Source organism: Actinomyces sp. HMSC075C01, assembly GCF_001812965.1.
GTDB lineage: Bacteria > Actinomycetota > Actinomycetes > Actinomycetales > Actinomycetaceae > Actinomyces > Actinomyces acetigenes.
This window is the reverse complement of sequence record NZ_KV811009.1, coordinates 77,903-93,841: the sequence shown is the minus strand read 5'-3', so window position 1 is coordinate 93,841 and position 15,939 is coordinate 77,903. Positions and strand designations below refer to the sequence as shown.

The 15,939-nt window shown below is 69.1% G+C and carries 16 protein-coding genes and 1 pseudogene; 5 read left to right on the top strand and 12 right to left on the bottom strand.

The features are described from left to right. Nucleotides 1-53: 53 nt before the first annotated feature. The gene (locus HMPREF2883_RS08570) at nucleotides 54-1,028 is read right to left on the bottom strand and encodes a Bax inhibitor-1/YccA family protein (protein ID WP_070661072.1); all 975 of its coding nucleotides are present in this window, start codon (nucleotides 1,026-1,028) and stop codon (nucleotides 54-56) included. 435 nt (nucleotides 1,029-1,463) lie between these two features. Here HMPREF2883_RS08570 and HMPREF2883_RS08565 point away from each other — a divergent pair, with 435 nt between their 5' ends. The 4 genes from HMPREF2883_RS08565 (at nucleotide 1,464) to HMPREF2883_RS08550 (ending at nucleotide 5,901) form a co-directional block, all read left to right on the top strand. After that, the gene (locus HMPREF2883_RS08565; protein WP_070661069.1) at nucleotides 1,464-2,420 is read left to right on the top strand and encodes an ABC transporter ATP-binding protein; all 957 of its coding nucleotides are present in this window, start codon (nucleotides 1,464-1,466) and stop codon (nucleotides 2,418-2,420) included. Between the two features lie 73 nt (nucleotides 2,421-2,493). Next, the gene (locus HMPREF2883_RS08560; protein ID WP_070661067.1) at nucleotides 2,494-3,396 is read left to right on the top strand and encodes an ABC transporter permease; all 903 of its coding nucleotides are present in this window, start codon (nucleotides 2,494-2,496) and stop codon (nucleotides 3,394-3,396) included. A gap of 232 nt (nucleotides 3,397-3,628) precedes the next feature. Continuing rightward, entirely contained in the window at nucleotides 3,629-5,182 is a 1,554-nt protein-coding gene (locus tag HMPREF2883_RS08555; protein WP_070661064.1) for a sensor histidine kinase, read from the top strand. Further along, nucleotides 5,164-5,901: a response regulator gene (locus HMPREF2883_RS08550; RefSeq protein ID WP_070661061.1), complete on the top strand. Its 738-nt coding sequence runs from the start codon at nucleotides 5,164-5,166 to the stop codon at nucleotides 5,899-5,901. Before HMPREF2883_RS08555 ends, HMPREF2883_RS08550 begins: the two co-directional genes overlap by 19 nt. A gap of 11 nt (nucleotides 5,902-5,912) precedes the next feature. Here the strand turns inward: HMPREF2883_RS08550 and pth are convergent, their stop codons facing one another. The 5 genes from pth to HMPREF2883_RS14220 all read right to left on the bottom strand — a co-directional run bounded on the left by pth (nucleotide 5,913) and on the right by HMPREF2883_RS14220 (nucleotide 9,177). Then, nucleotides 5,913-6,515 carry an aminoacyl-tRNA hydrolase gene (gene pth, locus HMPREF2883_RS08545; protein WP_070661057.1) on the bottom strand — a complete coding sequence of 201 codons (603 nt, stop codon included), beginning with the start codon at nucleotides 6,513-6,515 and terminating at the stop codon, nucleotides 5,913-5,915. 90 nt (nucleotides 6,516-6,605) lie between these two features. After that, nucleotides 6,606-7,223, bottom strand: a complete 618-nt coding sequence (locus HMPREF2883_RS08540; RefSeq protein ID WP_070661055.1) for a 50S ribosomal protein L25/general stress protein Ctc — start codon at nucleotides 7,221-7,223, stop codon at nucleotides 6,606-6,608. Nucleotides 7,224-7,589: 366 nt separating this feature from the next. Then, nucleotides 7,590-8,177, bottom strand: coding sequence for a hypothetical protein (locus tag HMPREF2883_RS08535; protein ID WP_070661053.1), 588 nt, complete (start codon nucleotides 8,175-8,177; stop codon nucleotides 7,590-7,592). A 61-nt stretch (nucleotides 8,178-8,238) separates the two neighbouring features. Next, the gene (locus HMPREF2883_RS14800; RefSeq protein WP_141759079.1) at nucleotides 8,239-8,832 is read right to left on the bottom strand and encodes a hypothetical protein; all 594 of its coding nucleotides are present in this window, start codon (nucleotides 8,830-8,832) and stop codon (nucleotides 8,239-8,241) included. Nucleotides 8,833-8,856: 24 nt separating this feature from the next. Continuing rightward, nucleotides 8,857-9,177, bottom strand: coding sequence for a hypothetical protein (locus tag HMPREF2883_RS14220; protein WP_075371411.1), 321 nt, complete (start codon nucleotides 9,175-9,177; stop codon nucleotides 8,857-8,859). 267 nt (nucleotides 9,178-9,444) lie between these two features. Between HMPREF2883_RS14220 and HMPREF2883_RS08530 the strand changes: the two genes are divergently transcribed. Then, a complete protein-coding gene (locus tag HMPREF2883_RS08530) occupies nucleotides 9,445-9,942 on the top strand; it encodes an NTP pyrophosphohydrolase (RefSeq protein WP_070661051.1) in 498 nt (165 codons plus the stop codon). 101 nt (nucleotides 9,943-10,043) lie between these two features. Here the strand turns inward: HMPREF2883_RS08530 and HMPREF2883_RS08525 are convergent, their stop codons facing one another. From HMPREF2883_RS08525 to HMPREF2883_RS08505, 6 genes and pseudogenes are all read right to left on the bottom strand, one after another. Next, entirely contained in the window at nucleotides 10,044-10,925 is an 882-nt protein-coding gene (locus HMPREF2883_RS08525) for a type I 3-dehydroquinate dehydratase (RefSeq protein ID WP_070661048.1), read from the bottom strand. Beyond that, on the bottom strand, nucleotides 10,922-11,947 hold the full coding sequence (locus tag HMPREF2883_RS08520; RefSeq protein ID WP_070661046.1) for a Ppx/GppA phosphatase family protein: 1,026 nt from the start codon (nucleotides 11,945-11,947) through the stop codon (nucleotides 10,922-10,924). Before HMPREF2883_RS08520 ends, HMPREF2883_RS08525 begins: the two co-directional genes overlap by 4 nt. A 47-nt stretch (nucleotides 11,948-11,994) precedes the next feature. Beyond that, a pseudogene (locus tag HMPREF2883_RS14215) lies at nucleotides 11,995-12,509 on the bottom strand (DUF501 domain-containing protein). Beyond that, entirely contained in the window at nucleotides 12,506-13,198 is a 693-nt protein-coding gene (locus HMPREF2883_RS08515) for an FtsB family cell division protein (protein WP_070661044.1), read from the bottom strand. Before HMPREF2883_RS08515 ends, HMPREF2883_RS14215 begins: the two are co-directional and overlap by 4 nt. Before the next feature lie 235 nt (nucleotides 13,199-13,433). After that, nucleotides 13,434-14,720, bottom strand: coding sequence for a phosphopyruvate hydratase (gene eno / locus HMPREF2883_RS08510; protein ID WP_070661040.1), 1,287 nt, complete (start codon nucleotides 14,718-14,720; stop codon nucleotides 13,434-13,436). A gap of 220 nt (nucleotides 14,721-14,940) precedes the next feature. Continuing rightward, nucleotides 14,941-15,747: a hypothetical protein gene (locus tag HMPREF2883_RS08505; RefSeq protein WP_070661037.1), complete on the bottom strand. Its 807-nt coding sequence runs from the start codon at nucleotides 15,745-15,747 to the stop codon at nucleotides 14,941-14,943. Between the last annotated feature and the right edge of the window lie 192 nt (nucleotides 15,748-15,939).

Genomic DNA, 15,939 nt, shown 5'->3' with positions numbered 1-15,939 from the left:
GGTGGCGTCGGGCCGGATCGGACGCACCGATCCCCCGACCCCGCGCCGTGAGCTCAGTCGCGGAAGTAGCTCAGCAGGCGCAGGAACTCCACGTAGAGCCACACGAGAGTGACGACCAGGCCGAAGGCCCCCGCCCAGGCGTAGCGCTGGGGCAGCCCGTTGCGGACCCCGTTCCCGATGGACTCGAAGTCGATCGCCAGGAAGAAGGAGGCCAGGATGACCGCGAGGATTCCCAGCGGGACACCCAGCGGGACACCCATGATGGTCAGGGAGCGCAGGCCCCAGGCGCCGGTGGTCAGGCCGGTCACCATGAGGAAGAAGTTGATGAGGCTGAAGATCATGTAGCCGAAGGTGGCCACGACCACTACTCGACGGAACCTTCCCTGGACCCGGAAGCCGCCGTAGGAGTAGGCCGCGAGCATGGCCCCGAAGGTGGCCAGCGTCGCGAGCACGGCCTGGACGACGATGCCCTCGTAGAGGGTCTCCATGACGCCGGAGATGCTGCCCAGCAGCAGTCCCTCGAAGGTCGCGTAGGCCAGGATGAGAGCCGGCGAGGGCTCCCGCTTGAAGCTGTTGACCAGGCCCAGGACGAGGCTGCCGATGGCACCGGCGAACATCGCCATGACACCCAGACCACGAGTCGCCTCATTGGTCACCAGGCTCCAGGACAGGGCGCCGGTGGCCAGGATGACGGCGAACATGCCGGCGGTGCGGATGATGACGTCGTCGTAGGTCATGCGGCGCATGTCCGCGTTGGTGGCCGACGGCGCCTGGTACTGGGCCTCCAGACCGGCCATCTGCTCGGGGGTCACCTGGCCGTATCCGGCCGTCTGCTGACCGTACTGGTTGCCATACGGGTTGGCGCTCTGCCCGTACTGCTGGCCGTAGCCGGCGGCCTGCTGACCGTACTGGCCGGCCTGGTAGCCGGGCATCGTGGGGTAGCCGTTGGACGTCTGAGCCGGGGCGGTCCCGGGAGCCTGGCCGCCGGCCTTGAAGGCGGTGCTTCGACTGAAGAAGGGGTTGGACATGTTCCTCTCATCCTCTCTGAGGGGGCTGGGACCGTCGGCCCGGAGAGGCCGTCGCTCGCAGTCCGGTCCGGCCGGAAAGGGCCGGCACCGGAAACTGCGCACATTATGCGCAGCCCCCGCACGGTCAGGGGAACCCATTTCCCTCACAACGTAGCCCTCAGGGGAGAGGTCCCCACTCGCGCACCGAGCTCCGTCGCCTTCTCGGCGGCCTCCGCCGGCTCGCATCGACTAATCGGTTCTCATCCTCCAGGAGGACCCTCCTCCCCCTGGCGGACCCGCCCCGACAGGCCCCGGGTTCGTCACCTCGGCCGATTCGTCGACGCCGGCGCGCTCCTAGGCTGAAGCCATCTGGTTGCTCCTTGGGACAAGCCCCTGGAAGAACCACGGCGAACCACCCACCCCCTGGCCAGCGGCCCACGTCGAAGAGAGAACATCATGATCGAGGCAGTCAATCTCACCAAGCGTTATGGCAAGAAAACGGCGGTGGACAACATCTCCTTCACCGTCGAGCCCGGCACCGTCACCGGCTTCCTGGGCCCCAACGGGGCGGGCAAGTCCACCACGATGCGCATGATCATGGGCCTGGACAAGCCCACCAGCGGCAAGGTCACGATCAACGGGCGCCCCTACCGACAGCTGTCGGCCCCCCTGTGCGAAGTCGGAGCCCTGCTGGACGCCAAGGGCCTGCACGGCTCGCGCAGCGCCCGCAACCACCTGCGCCAGCTGGCAGCCTCTAACGGCATCCCCGCCAAGCGGGTCGACGAGGTTCTGGACATCACCGGCCTGACCCCGGTGGCCAAGAAGCGCGTCAAGGGCTTCTCCCTGGGCATGGGCCAGCGCCTGGGCATCGCGGCGGCCCTGCTGGGCGACCCCGGTGTGCTCCTGTTCGACGAGCCCGTCAACGGCCTGGACCCCGAGGGCGTCAAGTGGGTGCGTGAGACCTGCCGCCGCCTGGCCGGCGAGGGACGCACCGTGTTCATCTCCTCCCACCTCATGAGCGAGATGGCCCAGACCGCCGACCACCTCCTGGTCATCGGCCGCGGCCGGATCCTCACGGCCGGCCCGGTCGACGACGTCATCGCCTCGGCCACCACCGACCGGGTGCGCGTGGCCTCCCCTCAGGCCACCCAGCTCGCCGAGCTGATGGCCTCCCGCAACCTGGCCGCCCGGCCCGTGGCCCCCAACGTCCTGGAGACCACCGCGACCACCGCCGCCACCATCGGCGAGCTGGCCGCCCAGGGCGGCATCGTCCTGCACGAGCTCACCACCATCCGTGCCAGCCTCGAAGAGGCCTACATGACTCTGACCAGCGACTCCGTGGAGTACCGCACCGACCCCGCCTCCCAGACCCAGATGCGCCAGGCCGTGCCGCAGGGCTCCGCCCGGGGCTGAGGCCCGCGCCCCAGCGCGCCGCGCCCGCCATCGACCGCTCCATCCGTCTCACCACAGAAGGTCCAGCCAAGCCATGAGTACCCACACCCCAGTACATGTCTCTGCCGCCCCCGCAGGCCCCGCACCGGTGCGCACCGCCGTCGGGACCGCCCCCGCAGACCCCGCACCGCGCCCAGCCGGACCACTCATCCAGAGCCGCCAGACCATCCTGCGCTCCGTGCGCGCGGAGTGGATCAAGTTCTGGTCCCTGCGCTCGACCTGGATCACCTCCTTCATCGCCATCGCCCTGACCGTTCTGTTCGGCGCCGGCCTCACCGCCGCCTCGGGACAGTCCGAGCAGTACCAGGACATGGCCAAGGACCTCATCACTCAAGGCCTGGCATTCGGGCAGATCGTGGTCGCAGTCCTGGGAGCCCTCATCATCACCGGTGAGTACTCCTCCGGTCAGATCCGGTCCTCCCTGGCCGCCGTCCCCAAGCGCGGGCAGCTCCTGGCATCGAAGGCAGTGGTTCTGGCCATCGTCTCCTTCCTCCTGGGAAGCCTGTCCGTCTTCCTGTCCTGGGCGATCTCCAAGCCCTTCATCGGCGAGCACGCCGGCTCTCTCACCGACTCGCACTACGCCGGTTATATCTGGGGCTCGGGCCTGGTCTTCGCCGTCATCGCCCTCATGGCTCTGGGGCTCGGCTTCCTGCTGCGCTCCACCGCCGGCGCCATCACCGTGATCGTCTCCCTCCTGTTCGTCGTCGCCGTCCCCCTCCAGCTCGCAGCCAACAAGTGGGACTGGATCTACAAAATCATCGGCTGCCTGCCCAGTACTGTCTCCGAGGCCGTCTCCGACCCGTTCCAGCGCACCACCGAGTGGGGCGGGCAGGGCGCTCAGTTCCTCACTCACGGCCAGGCCATCGCGGTCTTCACCGCCTGGGCGCTCATCCCACTCATCGCAGCCTGGTTCGTCTTCTCCCGGCGCGACGCCTGAGCGGGCGACTCCCCCACCGTCAGCCGGAGGCGAGCCCATGTCAGCCCCCGCGCCCCTGACCGACCCCGCACTTCTGCGGAGCCTCATCCGCTCCCTACCCGCGACGCCCTCCCCCGGTCCGGCGACCCCCGCCTCCGACAGGCACGGGAAGAACCCCCATCGTCGGAAGCGGGTCCCTCAGCCGCACAAGTCGACGTCAATCATGACCCCCTGGAATGACACACTGAGTCCTATGTCCAGCCAGCTGCCGCCCCCTCAGTCCGGCCGTAACGGCGCCACCATGCCCAACGAGGACGACCTGGAGCTCCCACCCGAGCCACGGGGCCTGCTGCGCACGATCAGGCAGTGGTACTACCGTCATCCGACGATCATCGACATCTCCATCGCTGCCGGCGTCGTCACATACGCCTTCTTCACAGGTGTCACGTTTTTTCTGCGGCCCAGCAGCCCGGTGAAGACCTATCCCCTCCTGCCCCTGACGTTGACCGCGATCGCACTGCTGGGGATAGCGCTGGCACTTCGCCGACGCGCCCCTGTGTGGAGCTGGGCCGCCATCCTCCTGATCCCGGAGGTCTACCAGTTCGCGATCCTGCGGGCCTTCCATCTCACGCTGGAGCAGCTGCTGTACGCGACCATCGGCGTCAGCGGCATGGGGCTGGTATCACTCCCCTTCGCCCTGGGCGCCGTCGCCTCGCACCGCAGGCCGGCCACCGCATGGACCGCGGGGGGAATCTCCCTGGTGGTTCTCATGCTGGACCTCAGCCTGACAACTCCCGGTCTGTCGGTTGGGGAGCTCCTGCGCACCACCGTCATGCTCGTTCTCCTCGTCCTGATCGGCATCCTGATCGGTTTCAATACCCGCTCCGCCCGCCTGCGGCTCAAGGCCATGGAGCTCCGCTCGGCCCGGATGGCTCTGGCCAGCGAGCAGGCGGTACTCCTTGCCGCCGCCGAGGAGCGCAGCCGCATCGCCCGGGAGATGCACGATGTCGTCGCCCACTCCCTGGCCGTCATGATCACCATGGCCGACGGCGCCGCCGCCACCGTGGAGCGCGATCCGGCCACGGCCAAGCAGGCCATGAAGACCCTGGCCGAGGCCGGACGCAGTGCCCTGGCCGACACCCGCCGCCTGGTGGGGGTCCTGCGGGAGGACCCCTCAGTCACCGCGGGGCACGCCTCCGCCTCGGCCCCCTCAGAGGACTCACCGTCGTCGGCCCACCAGCGCGAGGTCCGCGACCTGCCGGTGCCCGAGTTCGCCCCCTTGGGGACGGTGACGCCGGTCGAGCCCAGCGCCCCCATCGCGAACTTGCGCCAGCAGGCCACCGACGGCGCGGGCGACCGCTCCCGCGGCGACCTGCCCCTGGCCCCCTCCCCCGAGCAAGCCGACATCACTGAGCTCGTCAAACGCTTCGTGGCCGCGGGGGTGCCGGTCACCTACCGGTGGGTGGGTGCCGCGCTCCCAGACGACAAGGCCCTCCAGCTCACCGTGTTCCGCATCGCCCAGGAGGCCCTGACCAACGTGCTGCGCTACGCCCCGACGACGCCGGCCGTCAGCGTCGACGTCGAACGGCACATCGGCACCGTGGTCCTCACCGTGGACAACGAGGCCGCCCCCGGCACGCGCCCGATGCACGGATCCGGTAAGGGGCTGATCGGCATGCGGGAACGCGCATCGGTCTATGGTGGGACCGTACAGGCTGGCCCGACGCCCACGGGTTGGCGAGTCCGCGCAGTCCTGCGCTGGGACGAGCATGACGAAGGGACTTTCTCATGGCAGACGCCCCTGTGAGCAGCAGCGACCCCCTCCAGCCCGGCGGGTCGGAGCGCCCCGGCGAGGTCACCGGCCCGGTCAGCGTCGTGCTCGCCGACGACCAGGCGCTCATGCGCATGGGCTTCCGCATGGTGCTGGAGGCCGAGGAGGACATCACTGTCGTCGGCGAGGCCTCCGACGGGGCCTCCGCCCTGGCCCAGGCCAGGGCCCTGCACCCCGACGTCATCCTCATGGACGTGCGCATGCCGGGCACGAACGGCATCGAGGCCACCGAGCGCATCGCCCAGGAGTGCCCGGGCACGCGCGTGCTCATCCTGACCACCTTCGACCTGGACGAGTACGCCTTCGCCGGGCTGCGCGCCGGGGCCTCCGGCTTCCTGCTCAAGGACACCCGGCCCACCGAGCTCGCCGAGGCCATCCGCACCGTGGCCTCCGGGGAGGCCGTCGTCTCGCCGCGCATCACCCAGCGGATGCTGGAGATGTTCGCCGCCTCGCTGCCGAGCTCAGACGCGCCGGCCCAGTCCTGCTCGGACCCACGGATCGACTCGCTGACCCCGCGCGAGAAAGAGATCCTCGTGCTCATGAGCCAAGGCATGTCGAACGCGGAGATCGCCGCGCACCTCGTCGTCTCGGCCACCACCGTCAAGACCCACGTGGGCAACGTGCTCGCCAAGCTCGACGTGCGCGACCGGGTCCAGGCCGTCGTCGTCGCCTACGAGACCGGCCTCATGGCCTGAGGGACCGAACGTCAGCGGGGGGCGTGGAGGCGCTGCTGGGCGTCGTCGAAGCCGGCTGTGACGACCTGCTCGACGGCGTCGGCGGCCTGCTCCAGGGTGACGCCGAGGTCGGCGCGCTCGCGACCGGGGAAGTCGGACAGGACGAAGTCGGAGGGGTCCTGGCGTCCCGGCGGGCGGCCGATACCTACGCGCAGGCGCGCGTAGCCCTTGGTGGAGATGGACTTGCTGATGGAGCGCAGGCCGTTGTGACCGCCCTCGCCGCCGCCGCGCTTGAGGCGCAGCTCGTGGGCGGGCAGGTCGAGCTCGTCGTGGATGACGAGCAGGCGGCTGTCGGGGTCGATCCCGTAGTAGGAGACGAGCCCGGCCACGGGGCCGCCGGAGAGGTTCATGAGCACCGAGGGCTCGGCCAGGATGACGCGGGGGCCAGGGGCTCCGCCCGGCATCATGCCCAGCCGGCCCTCGGTCACACGGGCGCGGGCCTTCTTGTGCTGGGAGAACCGGGACCCGGTGCGCTCAGCCAGGACGTCGAGCACCATATAGCCGACGTTGTGGCGGTTGCGGGCGTACCGGGTCCCGGGGTTCCCCAGCCCGACGACGAGCCAGGCCTCACTCATACGCCCCACCCCGGGGTGAGCCCGGCGCGAGCGGCGCGGGTGGTGCCTGCCGGCGCGTCGTCGTGGCTGGACATGTCAGTCACGCGCGATTCACTCGGCCTCGGCCTCGGCCTCGTCGTCGCCCTCAGCGGGAGCGTCCTCGGGGACCTCGGAGGCAACGGCGTGCTCGTTGGCCACGTTGACCACGGCGGTCTCGGCGTCGGCGACGGCCTCGACGCCCTTGGGCAGGGTGATGTCGGCGATGGTCAGGACGGTACCGGCGTCGATGCCGGTGACATCGACCTCGATGGTCTCGGGCACGGAGACGGCCGGGGCGGAGACCATGACGGTGGCGGCCTCGATCATGTGGATGGTGCCGGGGGTGGCTTCACCGATAACGGTGACCGGGACCTCGACGTCGACGCGCTCGTTGCGGTTCACCAGGAGGAAGTCGACGTGCTGCACGCCGGGGCGGATGGGGTGGCGCTGCACGTCCTTGGCCAGGGCCAGGAGGGTCTCGCCGCCGGCAATGTCCAGCTCGACCAGGGCGTTGTCGTTGCTGCGCAGGGCCATACGGGTGGCGTGCTCCTCGAGTAGGACGTGGCGGGGCTCGGTGCCGTGGCCGTAGACGACGGCGGGGACCTGGCCGGCGCGGCGGGCCTGGCGGGCCGAGCCCTTGCCGAACTCGGTGCGGTCCTGGGCCTTGAGGGTGATGGCGTTGTTGGCCATGTGGCTCTCCTTGCGGATGAGGCGGGGCCCGGTGCCCCGCGGCTGATGGTGGTCCGGCTGGGCGCGACGACGCGCAGTACCGCCAGGTACCACCACGTCGATCACGGATGCGCGCCGTACTGGCGCGTCCCTCGCCGGGGCAACGTGGGCAAGACTACGCCATGGGCGGGGCGCGCGAACAGCCACGCAGCCGGTGAGGCGCCCCACCTGGGGCCCGTCGTGGAGCCGGTACGCGCGCTGAGCCCTTGTCAGACCGAAGCGGCTCGCGCGTTCGTACCTTATGCCGCGCGTTCGGGGGTTAAGGGTACGAACGCGAGGGCTAACCTACGAACGCGCGGGCCGCAGGCCTGCAGCCGGTCAGGCGCGTCACGTATGCCATTCCGTCGCGGTGAAGATCAGGAGGTTGGCGTCAGCGCAGATGGCGACCTGCTCGGTCTCAAAGTGGGGAGAATTAAAACGACTCGGGTCATCCTCCATCATGTGCTCGATGTCGAGGATCGCATCGGCCTTCTCCTTCGGGACTGTGGTGAAGGCCTTGTCCTCGGGGACGTACTGGCGCAGGTCGGGGTAGATACCGGGGAGCGGATCGGCCGTGCCGCTCGAGGCCTCGGCGAGCGGCCGGGTGCTGGCGGGTTCGAGTGCCAGCACCCCGTGTATCCATATCGGGCGGTCCTGTGGGGGTAGGACCTCGCGTTGCTCCTGCTGGTACTGCATGACCCAGTGGGCCGAGGAGATGGTGACGCCCGGCATGCGTCTGTCGAGGCGTCCCAGATCGGTGCGGATCTCCAGCGTCACGGGGACGTACTCGGTGAAGCTTGCGAAACGGCCATCCGACGTCGGCGTCGCACCCGGCCGCGACCGACCGTCCTGCGCTGGGGCGCACCCGCCCAGCGCCAGTGCCGCCCCGCCGGCGAGCCCCATGCCGACGACGCCGCGCCTCCCGTACTCGACCACGATGCCACCACTCCGTTTCGCTGACACCACTCTCAAACCAACGAGAGAGAAGATTCTACAATCAACGCATAATACCCCGTCCAATAAGAATCATCACGTTGGAGGCTGAGGTGACTACTAACTGCTCTACATTAAAGACATCTCCTTCCCAGTCTTTCTCGTCGCCTTGCGCAACATGTTTGACATCAAGGATCTCGTCAGCTTTCCCTTGCGGAACGGACACGAAGGCGTCTTGCGTGGGCACATACTTACGCAGGTCGGGCTGGATTCCAGGCAGTACATCGACGGTACCCGTCGAAGCCTTGACGAGAGCATCGACACTATCAGACCTCAACGTAGCAACGAGATGAAACCAGTAGCGCGGTTCAGGAGCAGGGAGATCGTAGCGCCCAGTCTCCTTTTGCTCTCCAACCCAATGAGCTTCCGTAACCTTAATCCCCGGCATACGCTTCTCAACAGCAGCCAAGTCAGTTTTTACAACCGCCTCCGTAGTGGTGTACTCCGTAAACTTGGCGAAACGATCACCTCCATCACCCCGACCTTTGTCAAACCAAGAGAGACAGCCACCCAAAAACATAGTCACCCCCACAGTAGAAGAAACAAAAAGAATGTCTCGCCTTCGACAATCATTCACCCCACGAACCCCATCATCCATCAATCACTCCAAGGCAACGTCGACCTAATACTTCCGCCCATCAGGATAGCGGTTTACTTTGTCAGGGGGACTCGGTTCAGCACGAGGGTAACGCATTCCACCCTTCTGCGTCATACCCCCTCTTTCATCGCCAGTATCGGGATCATTACGACCCCCTCCAGAACCGTCATACGAGTCCATATCGATCTGAGGTGGCTCCTCGCCGACTTTCCACGTGTATGTACGAGTCACAGTACCACTGGTATCAAAACTACGCGCCCAGCCCAGCTCTTCAAAACGACCATTTTCATCGCCTTTGACTTTTGCGGCAATATCACCCGCACCAGCGTTGTTACGACCTCGCACACCAGTCAGGATGAGACTCTATCATATATTTTTTACCGTTAAACATACACACACAACCCAATACTGTGACGTACAACACATTGAGGCTCTGTGGTTCAACTGTTCCTGCTCGTCGCTCGTTTCAGCGAGGACACAGGCGTCCGGTTCCTACATCGACGCACCCCGGGGCGTGACAGCGTGTGTTGCAACAACATCCCCTCATCGAGGGCGTACCGGCGCTTACGCTGTCTTCATAGCCCGCGCCGATCGCCTACCAGAAAGCAGACCATGAGGTACTTCGCCCAGTACATCGTCGGCAGGAACGGTCCCATCGACGTCTTCCTGCAGCCCCAGACCCCGCGGCTCATTGCCGAGGAGGTCGCTCGCAAGCTCACCTCGCCCGCCTACCTGGACGGCGCGAGGCACTTCGCCGTCGTGGTGTGGGCGCTGCCCGACGGGATGACGCATATGGACGAGGTCCCGGAGTCCTCCCCGGCGCGGGCCACCTTCATCCAGTGCGGCGGCTCGGCGGCCGCCATGAGTGTCGAGATTCGCGTGACCCACGAGGACGACTCCTACGAGCACTACGCCGTGGCCCGAGAGCCCATTGCCAACCCCGAGGCATGGACCACGATCACCTGGGACAACGGGGGTCCCGAGCCCTTCTCGCTGCGTCTGCACCCCGAGGAGGTCTTCACCGGTGAGCAGGCCGCCCCCGTCTTCCGCGCCTACATCGAGGACGGGGCCTTTCCGCCCGCGCAGCTCCTGCGCAGGCTCGACGTCTAGCCCCACCAGGTTCCACGCGTTCGTACCGTAGGGGTCGCGTTCGTACCCTTACCCCCCGAACGCACGACCTACCCTACGAACGCGCGGGTGCGGACCATCGTTCAGGCCCGCAGGAGCTCCAGGCAGCGGCGCACGTCCTGGATCGGCAGCTGGCCGGGAGCGGAGGCCCGGGCCAGTCCCTGCTCGTCGGGGACGACGGCGAAGGTCAGCGCCGACCCGAAGGCCGGCGCCACACGGCTGATCGCCCCGAGCGCCCCCATGGATATGGCGGCCACGGGCACCCCCAGGCCGCCGCGCTCCCCCGCGCCGGCCGTGGCCCGCGCGCACACGCCCAGGAGGCGGGCAACGTCGTCGGCACCGGTGGGCCATACGGCGATCTTGGCCAGGTCCGCACCCTGACAGGCCATGCGGGCCAGGACCTCCTCGAGGGCCTCATCGGCGGGGGTGTCCTCGAAGTCGTGGAAGGAGGCGACGACGTCGATACCCAGACCGTGGGCCTGCGCGCAGACCTGCGGCAGGCAGCCGTGCCGGACCTCGACGTCGATGGCGGCCGGGAAGCGCTCGGGCGCCCAGTCGGCGAGCCCGTCGAGGACGGAGCGCAGGAGGGAGCCGTAGGCGGCGTCATCCAGGTGGGCCCGGCCCCCTTCGGCGGCGGTGCGGCAGGTGAGCAGCACCGGGGCGCCTGTATCGGCGTCAACACCGTCGACGTCAGCGCCGTCTATGGCCTCCCCCAGCCCCCGCAGGCACTCCAGGACCTGGGCGGCGGCCGTGGCCGCATCCAGCGGGCCGGGGGCGGCCAGGGCGCCGGCCTCCTCCAGCAGGTCAACGCGCAGCTCGAGGACGTCGGCACCGGCGTCGACGGCGCGGCGGGCCTGGGTCCGAACCTGGGCGAGGCTCGGCCCGGTCAGGGAGACCGCCACCGCGGGCAGGCCGCCGGGGCCGGGGATGCTGCGTCCGCCCCAGGTCAGCGGCGTCGCGCTCACGCCCGGGCCCCTTCAGCCGGCCCCGGCTCGGGCACGAGCGACAGGGCGATGCCGTCGAGGATGTCGTAGAGGCTGGTGGTGACCCGCTGCAGCGGGCGCCCGGCGGCGGTGGTCCGCTCCACGACACGGGTGACGACCTCGCTCCACACGAGGGCTCCCGCGGCGATGACGTCGCGGCGGCCGGGGGCCAGGTAGCCCCAGGAGGCGCGCTGCTCAGGTGTGGAGTGGATGATCGCCTCACAGGAGGCCAGGACCGTCTGCGGGCTCAGCTCAGCACCATTCAGGGCCTGCGGGTCGAAGGCCTGAAGGTCCAGGGCGTGGGCGGTGACGGTGGTGATGGTGCCGGCCAGGCCAACCAGCCGCCCGGGGGCGGACAGGTCGACGACCCGCTCGGCCTCATCGAGCAGGCCGCGTACCTCGGCCCGGGCGGCGGCCTCGGACTCGGGGGTGACGCCGCCCGCCAGGAAGCGCTCGGTGATGCGCACGCTGCCGGTGTCCAGGCTGATGGCGGCGCTGGGGGCGTCCACGCCCAGGACCAGCTCGGTGGAGCCGCCCCCGAGGTCGACGACGAGCCGCGGCGCGGGCGCGTGCTCCCCCGGCCCCGGCGTGCCCTCGTCTTCACCGGCGCCCAACAGCGAACCGGTGAAGGACAGGCGGGCCTCCTCCTGGCCGCTGACGACCTCGGGCTCAATGCCCAGCAGGCGCCTGACCCCGGCCACGAAGTCCTCGCGGTTGCGGGCGTCGCGGGTGGCGGAGGTGGCCACGAAGCGCCGCATGTCACCCCCGGGGGCGACGCCCAGCTCGGTGCAGTCGGCAGCGTAGGAGGCCACGGCGGCCAGGGTGCGCTCCAGGGCCTCGGGGTCGAGCAGACCGGTGCGGTCCACGCCCTGGCCCAGGCGCACGATCTCGTTGCGGCGGCGCAGCACTTCCAGGTGGGGGCGCCCGGAGTCGTCGCGGTCGGCCTCGGCGATGAGGAGGCGGATGGTGTTGGTGCCGCAGTCGATTGCGGCGACGCGGGTCATGGTGGCGGCCTCCTGGGCTGGGTCGGGAAGGAAGGTGTCCCTGCCGCTTAGCAGGAGCAGCGCTCAGGATCCCACAGTCCGCGCTCGCGCAGAACCTCCAGGGTGCGGTCACCGATGGGGTTGACGCCGGCCCGGCGGCCAGGGTGTGCCCGAGCAGGGCGTGGAGGCACTTGACGCGCGTGGGCATGCCGCCGGCGGAGACCCCCGCGATCTCAGGGACCTGCCCGAGCTCGGCGCGGCGGGCCAGGTAGTCGGCGTGGGCGGCGGCGTAGGCGGCGGCCAGCTCGGCGTCGGCGGCCAGGTCCGCGTTGAAGGTCTCCATGAGGTGCTCGGCCTCCAGGGTGGAGCAGCCCTTCACAGCGGCCGGGTGGGTGAGGTAGTAGCTGGTCGGGAAGGGAGTGCCGTCGTCGAGGCGCGGGGCGGTGCGCACCACCGTGGGGCGCCCACACACGCAGCGGGCCGCGATGGCGACGACTCCGCGCGGCACCCGCCCCAGCTGCTCGGCCAGTGCCTCGAGGTCGGCCGACGACACCGGCTCCTGCGTCTGGGGGGTGGGGCTCACGGGGTCTCCTTCGTCTGCGGGGTGACGGCCGGTTTCGGCGTGGTCTTGGGCGGATCCGACGGCGTCTGGTTGGGCTCGCCGGTCGGCAGCTCCTTCTGGGCGGGGTTGAGGGTCTTGCCGTCCACCCCGTCCTTCGATCCTGCCGGGGCGGTGCTACTGGCCTGGCCGGCGGCCCGCGAGGAGTCCCGGAGCTCCTGGTACCAGGGGGCGTCCTGGGAGCCCGGGGTGGCCCCGCCGCCGGCCTCGGTCTCCTTCATGGAGTCAGCGCCGACGACGACGTAGCTGGTGTCGCCGGGCATGACGTAGCCGAGGCGCTCACGCACCTGGGAGCGCACATAGGTGTCGTCCTTCCACTGGGCCAGCTCGTTCTCCAGGGTGGTGGAGGTGTCGGAGGCCTCCTTGATCTTGTCGACGACGGCGTCGTACTGGGCCTGCTGGGACAGGTAGGCGCGCAGGGAGGTGAAGATGACGACGAAGGCCAGCAGGCATACGACCGCCAGGATGACGACCCTGGGCGGCAGGGTCCGCCCGGGCACCGTCGTCGGCAGGCCTCGGGGCCGGGAGGCGGCCGAGCCGGAACCGGACCCGGCCGCGGAGGCCGCCCGCTCGGCCGGAACCTGACGGGGCCGGGCGCCGCCGGCGACACGGCGCGTCCCGGACTGGCTGGAGGAGGGGCGGCGTGGAGTCATACCGGCATCCTGCCTCACCGGGGGCCGCACGAGGACGCACCCCACCGGGCGCGTTGCTCACGCCCCACTCATCACTCGCCCCCTGATGGACGCGCAACGACACCGTTCCGTAGACAACGCTTCGGGGCAGGCGGGAGAACCCGTCTGCCCCGAAGCGGTGGGGTGCGTCGTCGTCGAGTCGCGGCTGAGGCGTCGCGTCAGTCAGCGGCTCGATGTCGGCAGGTCGCTGTCAGGCTCAGGCCTGGAAGCGGGGGAAGGCGCCGGCGCCGGCGTAGACCGCGGCGTCGCCGAGGGCCTCCTCGATGCGCAGGAGCTGGTTGTACTTGTTGACGCGCTCGCCACGGGCGGGGGCGCCGGTCTTGATCTGACCGGAGTTGGTGGCCACGGCCAGGTCGGCGATGGTGACGTCCTCGGTCTCACCGGAACGGTGGGAGGTCATCGTCTTGTAGCCGGCGCGGTGGGCCATCTCGACGGCCTCGAGGGTCTCGGTCAGGGAACCGATCTGGTTGACCTTGACCAGCAGGGCGTTGGCGGCGCCGAGCTTGATGCCCTTGGCGAGGCGCTCGGGGTTGGTGACGAAGAAGTCGTCGCCGACGATCTGGACCTTGTCGCCGATCTGCTCGGTGAGGTGCTTCCAGTCGTCCCACTCGTCCTCGGAGAGCGGGTCCTCGATGGAGACGATCGGGAAGTCGGTGATGAGCTGCTTGTAGTACTCGACCATCGAGGCGGTGTCCTGGGCCTCGCCCTCGAACTGGTAGGTCTTGGTCTTGTCGTCGAAGAACTCCGAGGAGGCGACGTCCATGGCCAGGGCGACGTCCTTGCCGGGCTTGTAGCCGGCCTTCTCGATGGCCTCGACGATGAGCTCGAGGGCCTCGCGGTTGGAGTCGAGGTTGGGGGCGAAGCCGCCCTCGTCGCCCAGACCGGTGGACAGGCCGCGCTCCTTCACGACCGCCTTGAGGGCGTGGTAGACCTCGGCACCCATGCGCAGGGCCTCACGGAAGGTGGGGGCGCCGATGGGGGCGATCATGAACTCCTGGATGTCCACGTTGGAGTCGGCGTGGGAACCACCGTTGAGGATGTTCATCATGGGCACGGGCAGGACATGGGCGTTGGGGCCGCCGACGTACTGGAACAGGTCCAGGCCGGCGGACTCGGCGGAGGCCTGGGCGGCGGCCAGGGAGACGCCGAGGATGGCGTTGGCGCCGAGCTTGCCCTTGTTGGGGGTGCCGTCGAGCTCGATCATGAGCTGGTCGAGGCCGCGCTGGTCGGCGGCGTCAAAGCCGATGACCTCGGGGGCGATGATGTCGTTGACGTTGGCGACAGCCTTCTCCACTCCCTTGCCGCCGTAACGGCTCTTGTCGCCGTCGCGCAGCTCAACGGCCTCGAAGGCACCGGTGGAGGCGCCCGAGGGGACGGCGGCGCGAGCGGAAGCACCGTCCTCCAGAAGGATCTCGACCTCGAGGGTCGGGTTGCCGCGGGAGTCGAGGATCTCGCGGGCGTGAACGTTCTCGATGAGGGCCACTTGGTGCTCCTTGCTGAGGGGGTCGTGATGCGGTCGTCGGCGTCGGGCACACTCGCGCGCGACTGCCGAATGCAGGTCCAGCCTAGCGGGCCCGCACCCCCACCACGAGGGCCATGGTCCTGAGGAATGCACAGTGTTCACGCCCGGCGAGAAACACTGGACGGCACTGGACGACGGCGGTCTCTCGGTTCCGTCGTCGTCCTGGGCGCTCTGAGCGGCCCTACTGGCCGTTGGTCTCGGGCTGCTCGGTGCCCTGGCCGCCCTCGCCCGCAGCGCCGTCGGCCTGGCCAGTCTCGCCCTGCCCGTCGGTCTGACCGGAGTCGGCGGGCTGCTGACCGCCCTGCTGGGGATTCTGCTGCTGTTGCTGAGGCTGCTGCTGGGGAGCCTGCTGGCCACCTTGCTGCGGGGCCTGCTGCTGTTGCTGGGGGGCCTGCTGCAGGCCGCCTCCGAAGGGGTTGTTGCCGGATGCCAGTCGGGGATCGGTCTGGGTCGACCAGGTCCGAGCCTTGTCGGAGTAGCGCGGGGAGAAATCACCGTCGATCGTGCTATAGAGCTTCTGCAGCTCGCCGATCACGGCCTGCCCCTGTTGCCCCTGCTGATAGAGCTCCTGGTATTCGCCAGACAGGGCAATCGCCCGCAGGTAGGTGATCGTTGCCGCCTGGCGGGGCTCAAAGCTCAGATGCTCCTTGGACCACTGCACGGTCTGCGCGTCGGTGACGGTCACTCCGTGGGCCCGGCCGACCTCTACCATGATGGGGGCCTGAACAAGGAGCCTGGCGATCTGAGACCGGTTCACACCCTGATGCTCCAGGTTCTCCCGGCCGAGTGCGGAGTCCAGCTCCTTGACCACGACGTCGACGTCCTTCTCAGTGACGACCACGGAGTGGCGGGCCCCGTCCAGGCCGGTGTAGTGCATGTCGGCCGCCCGACCAGGGTGGTCGGAGCAGCCGGCGAGCGCCCCGACGGCGAGGAGGAGTGCAGCGCTGGCGGCGAGGACGCGCGTACGTGCGGCAAGGCTTCGGGTCACGGTCTGCTCCTGGAAGGGGGACGACGCCGGAGGGCGACATGGTGTCACAACATTTCTGCCCCCGACCCTACCGTTCCGCCTGCGACGACGCACGCAGCCGGTCCGCCGCCGCCCACCGACGCGGCTCCGGACACACTGCAGACGTCCTGCACGAGGGTCGGCCTACTCCACGAGGGTGGGGATCTACTGGCC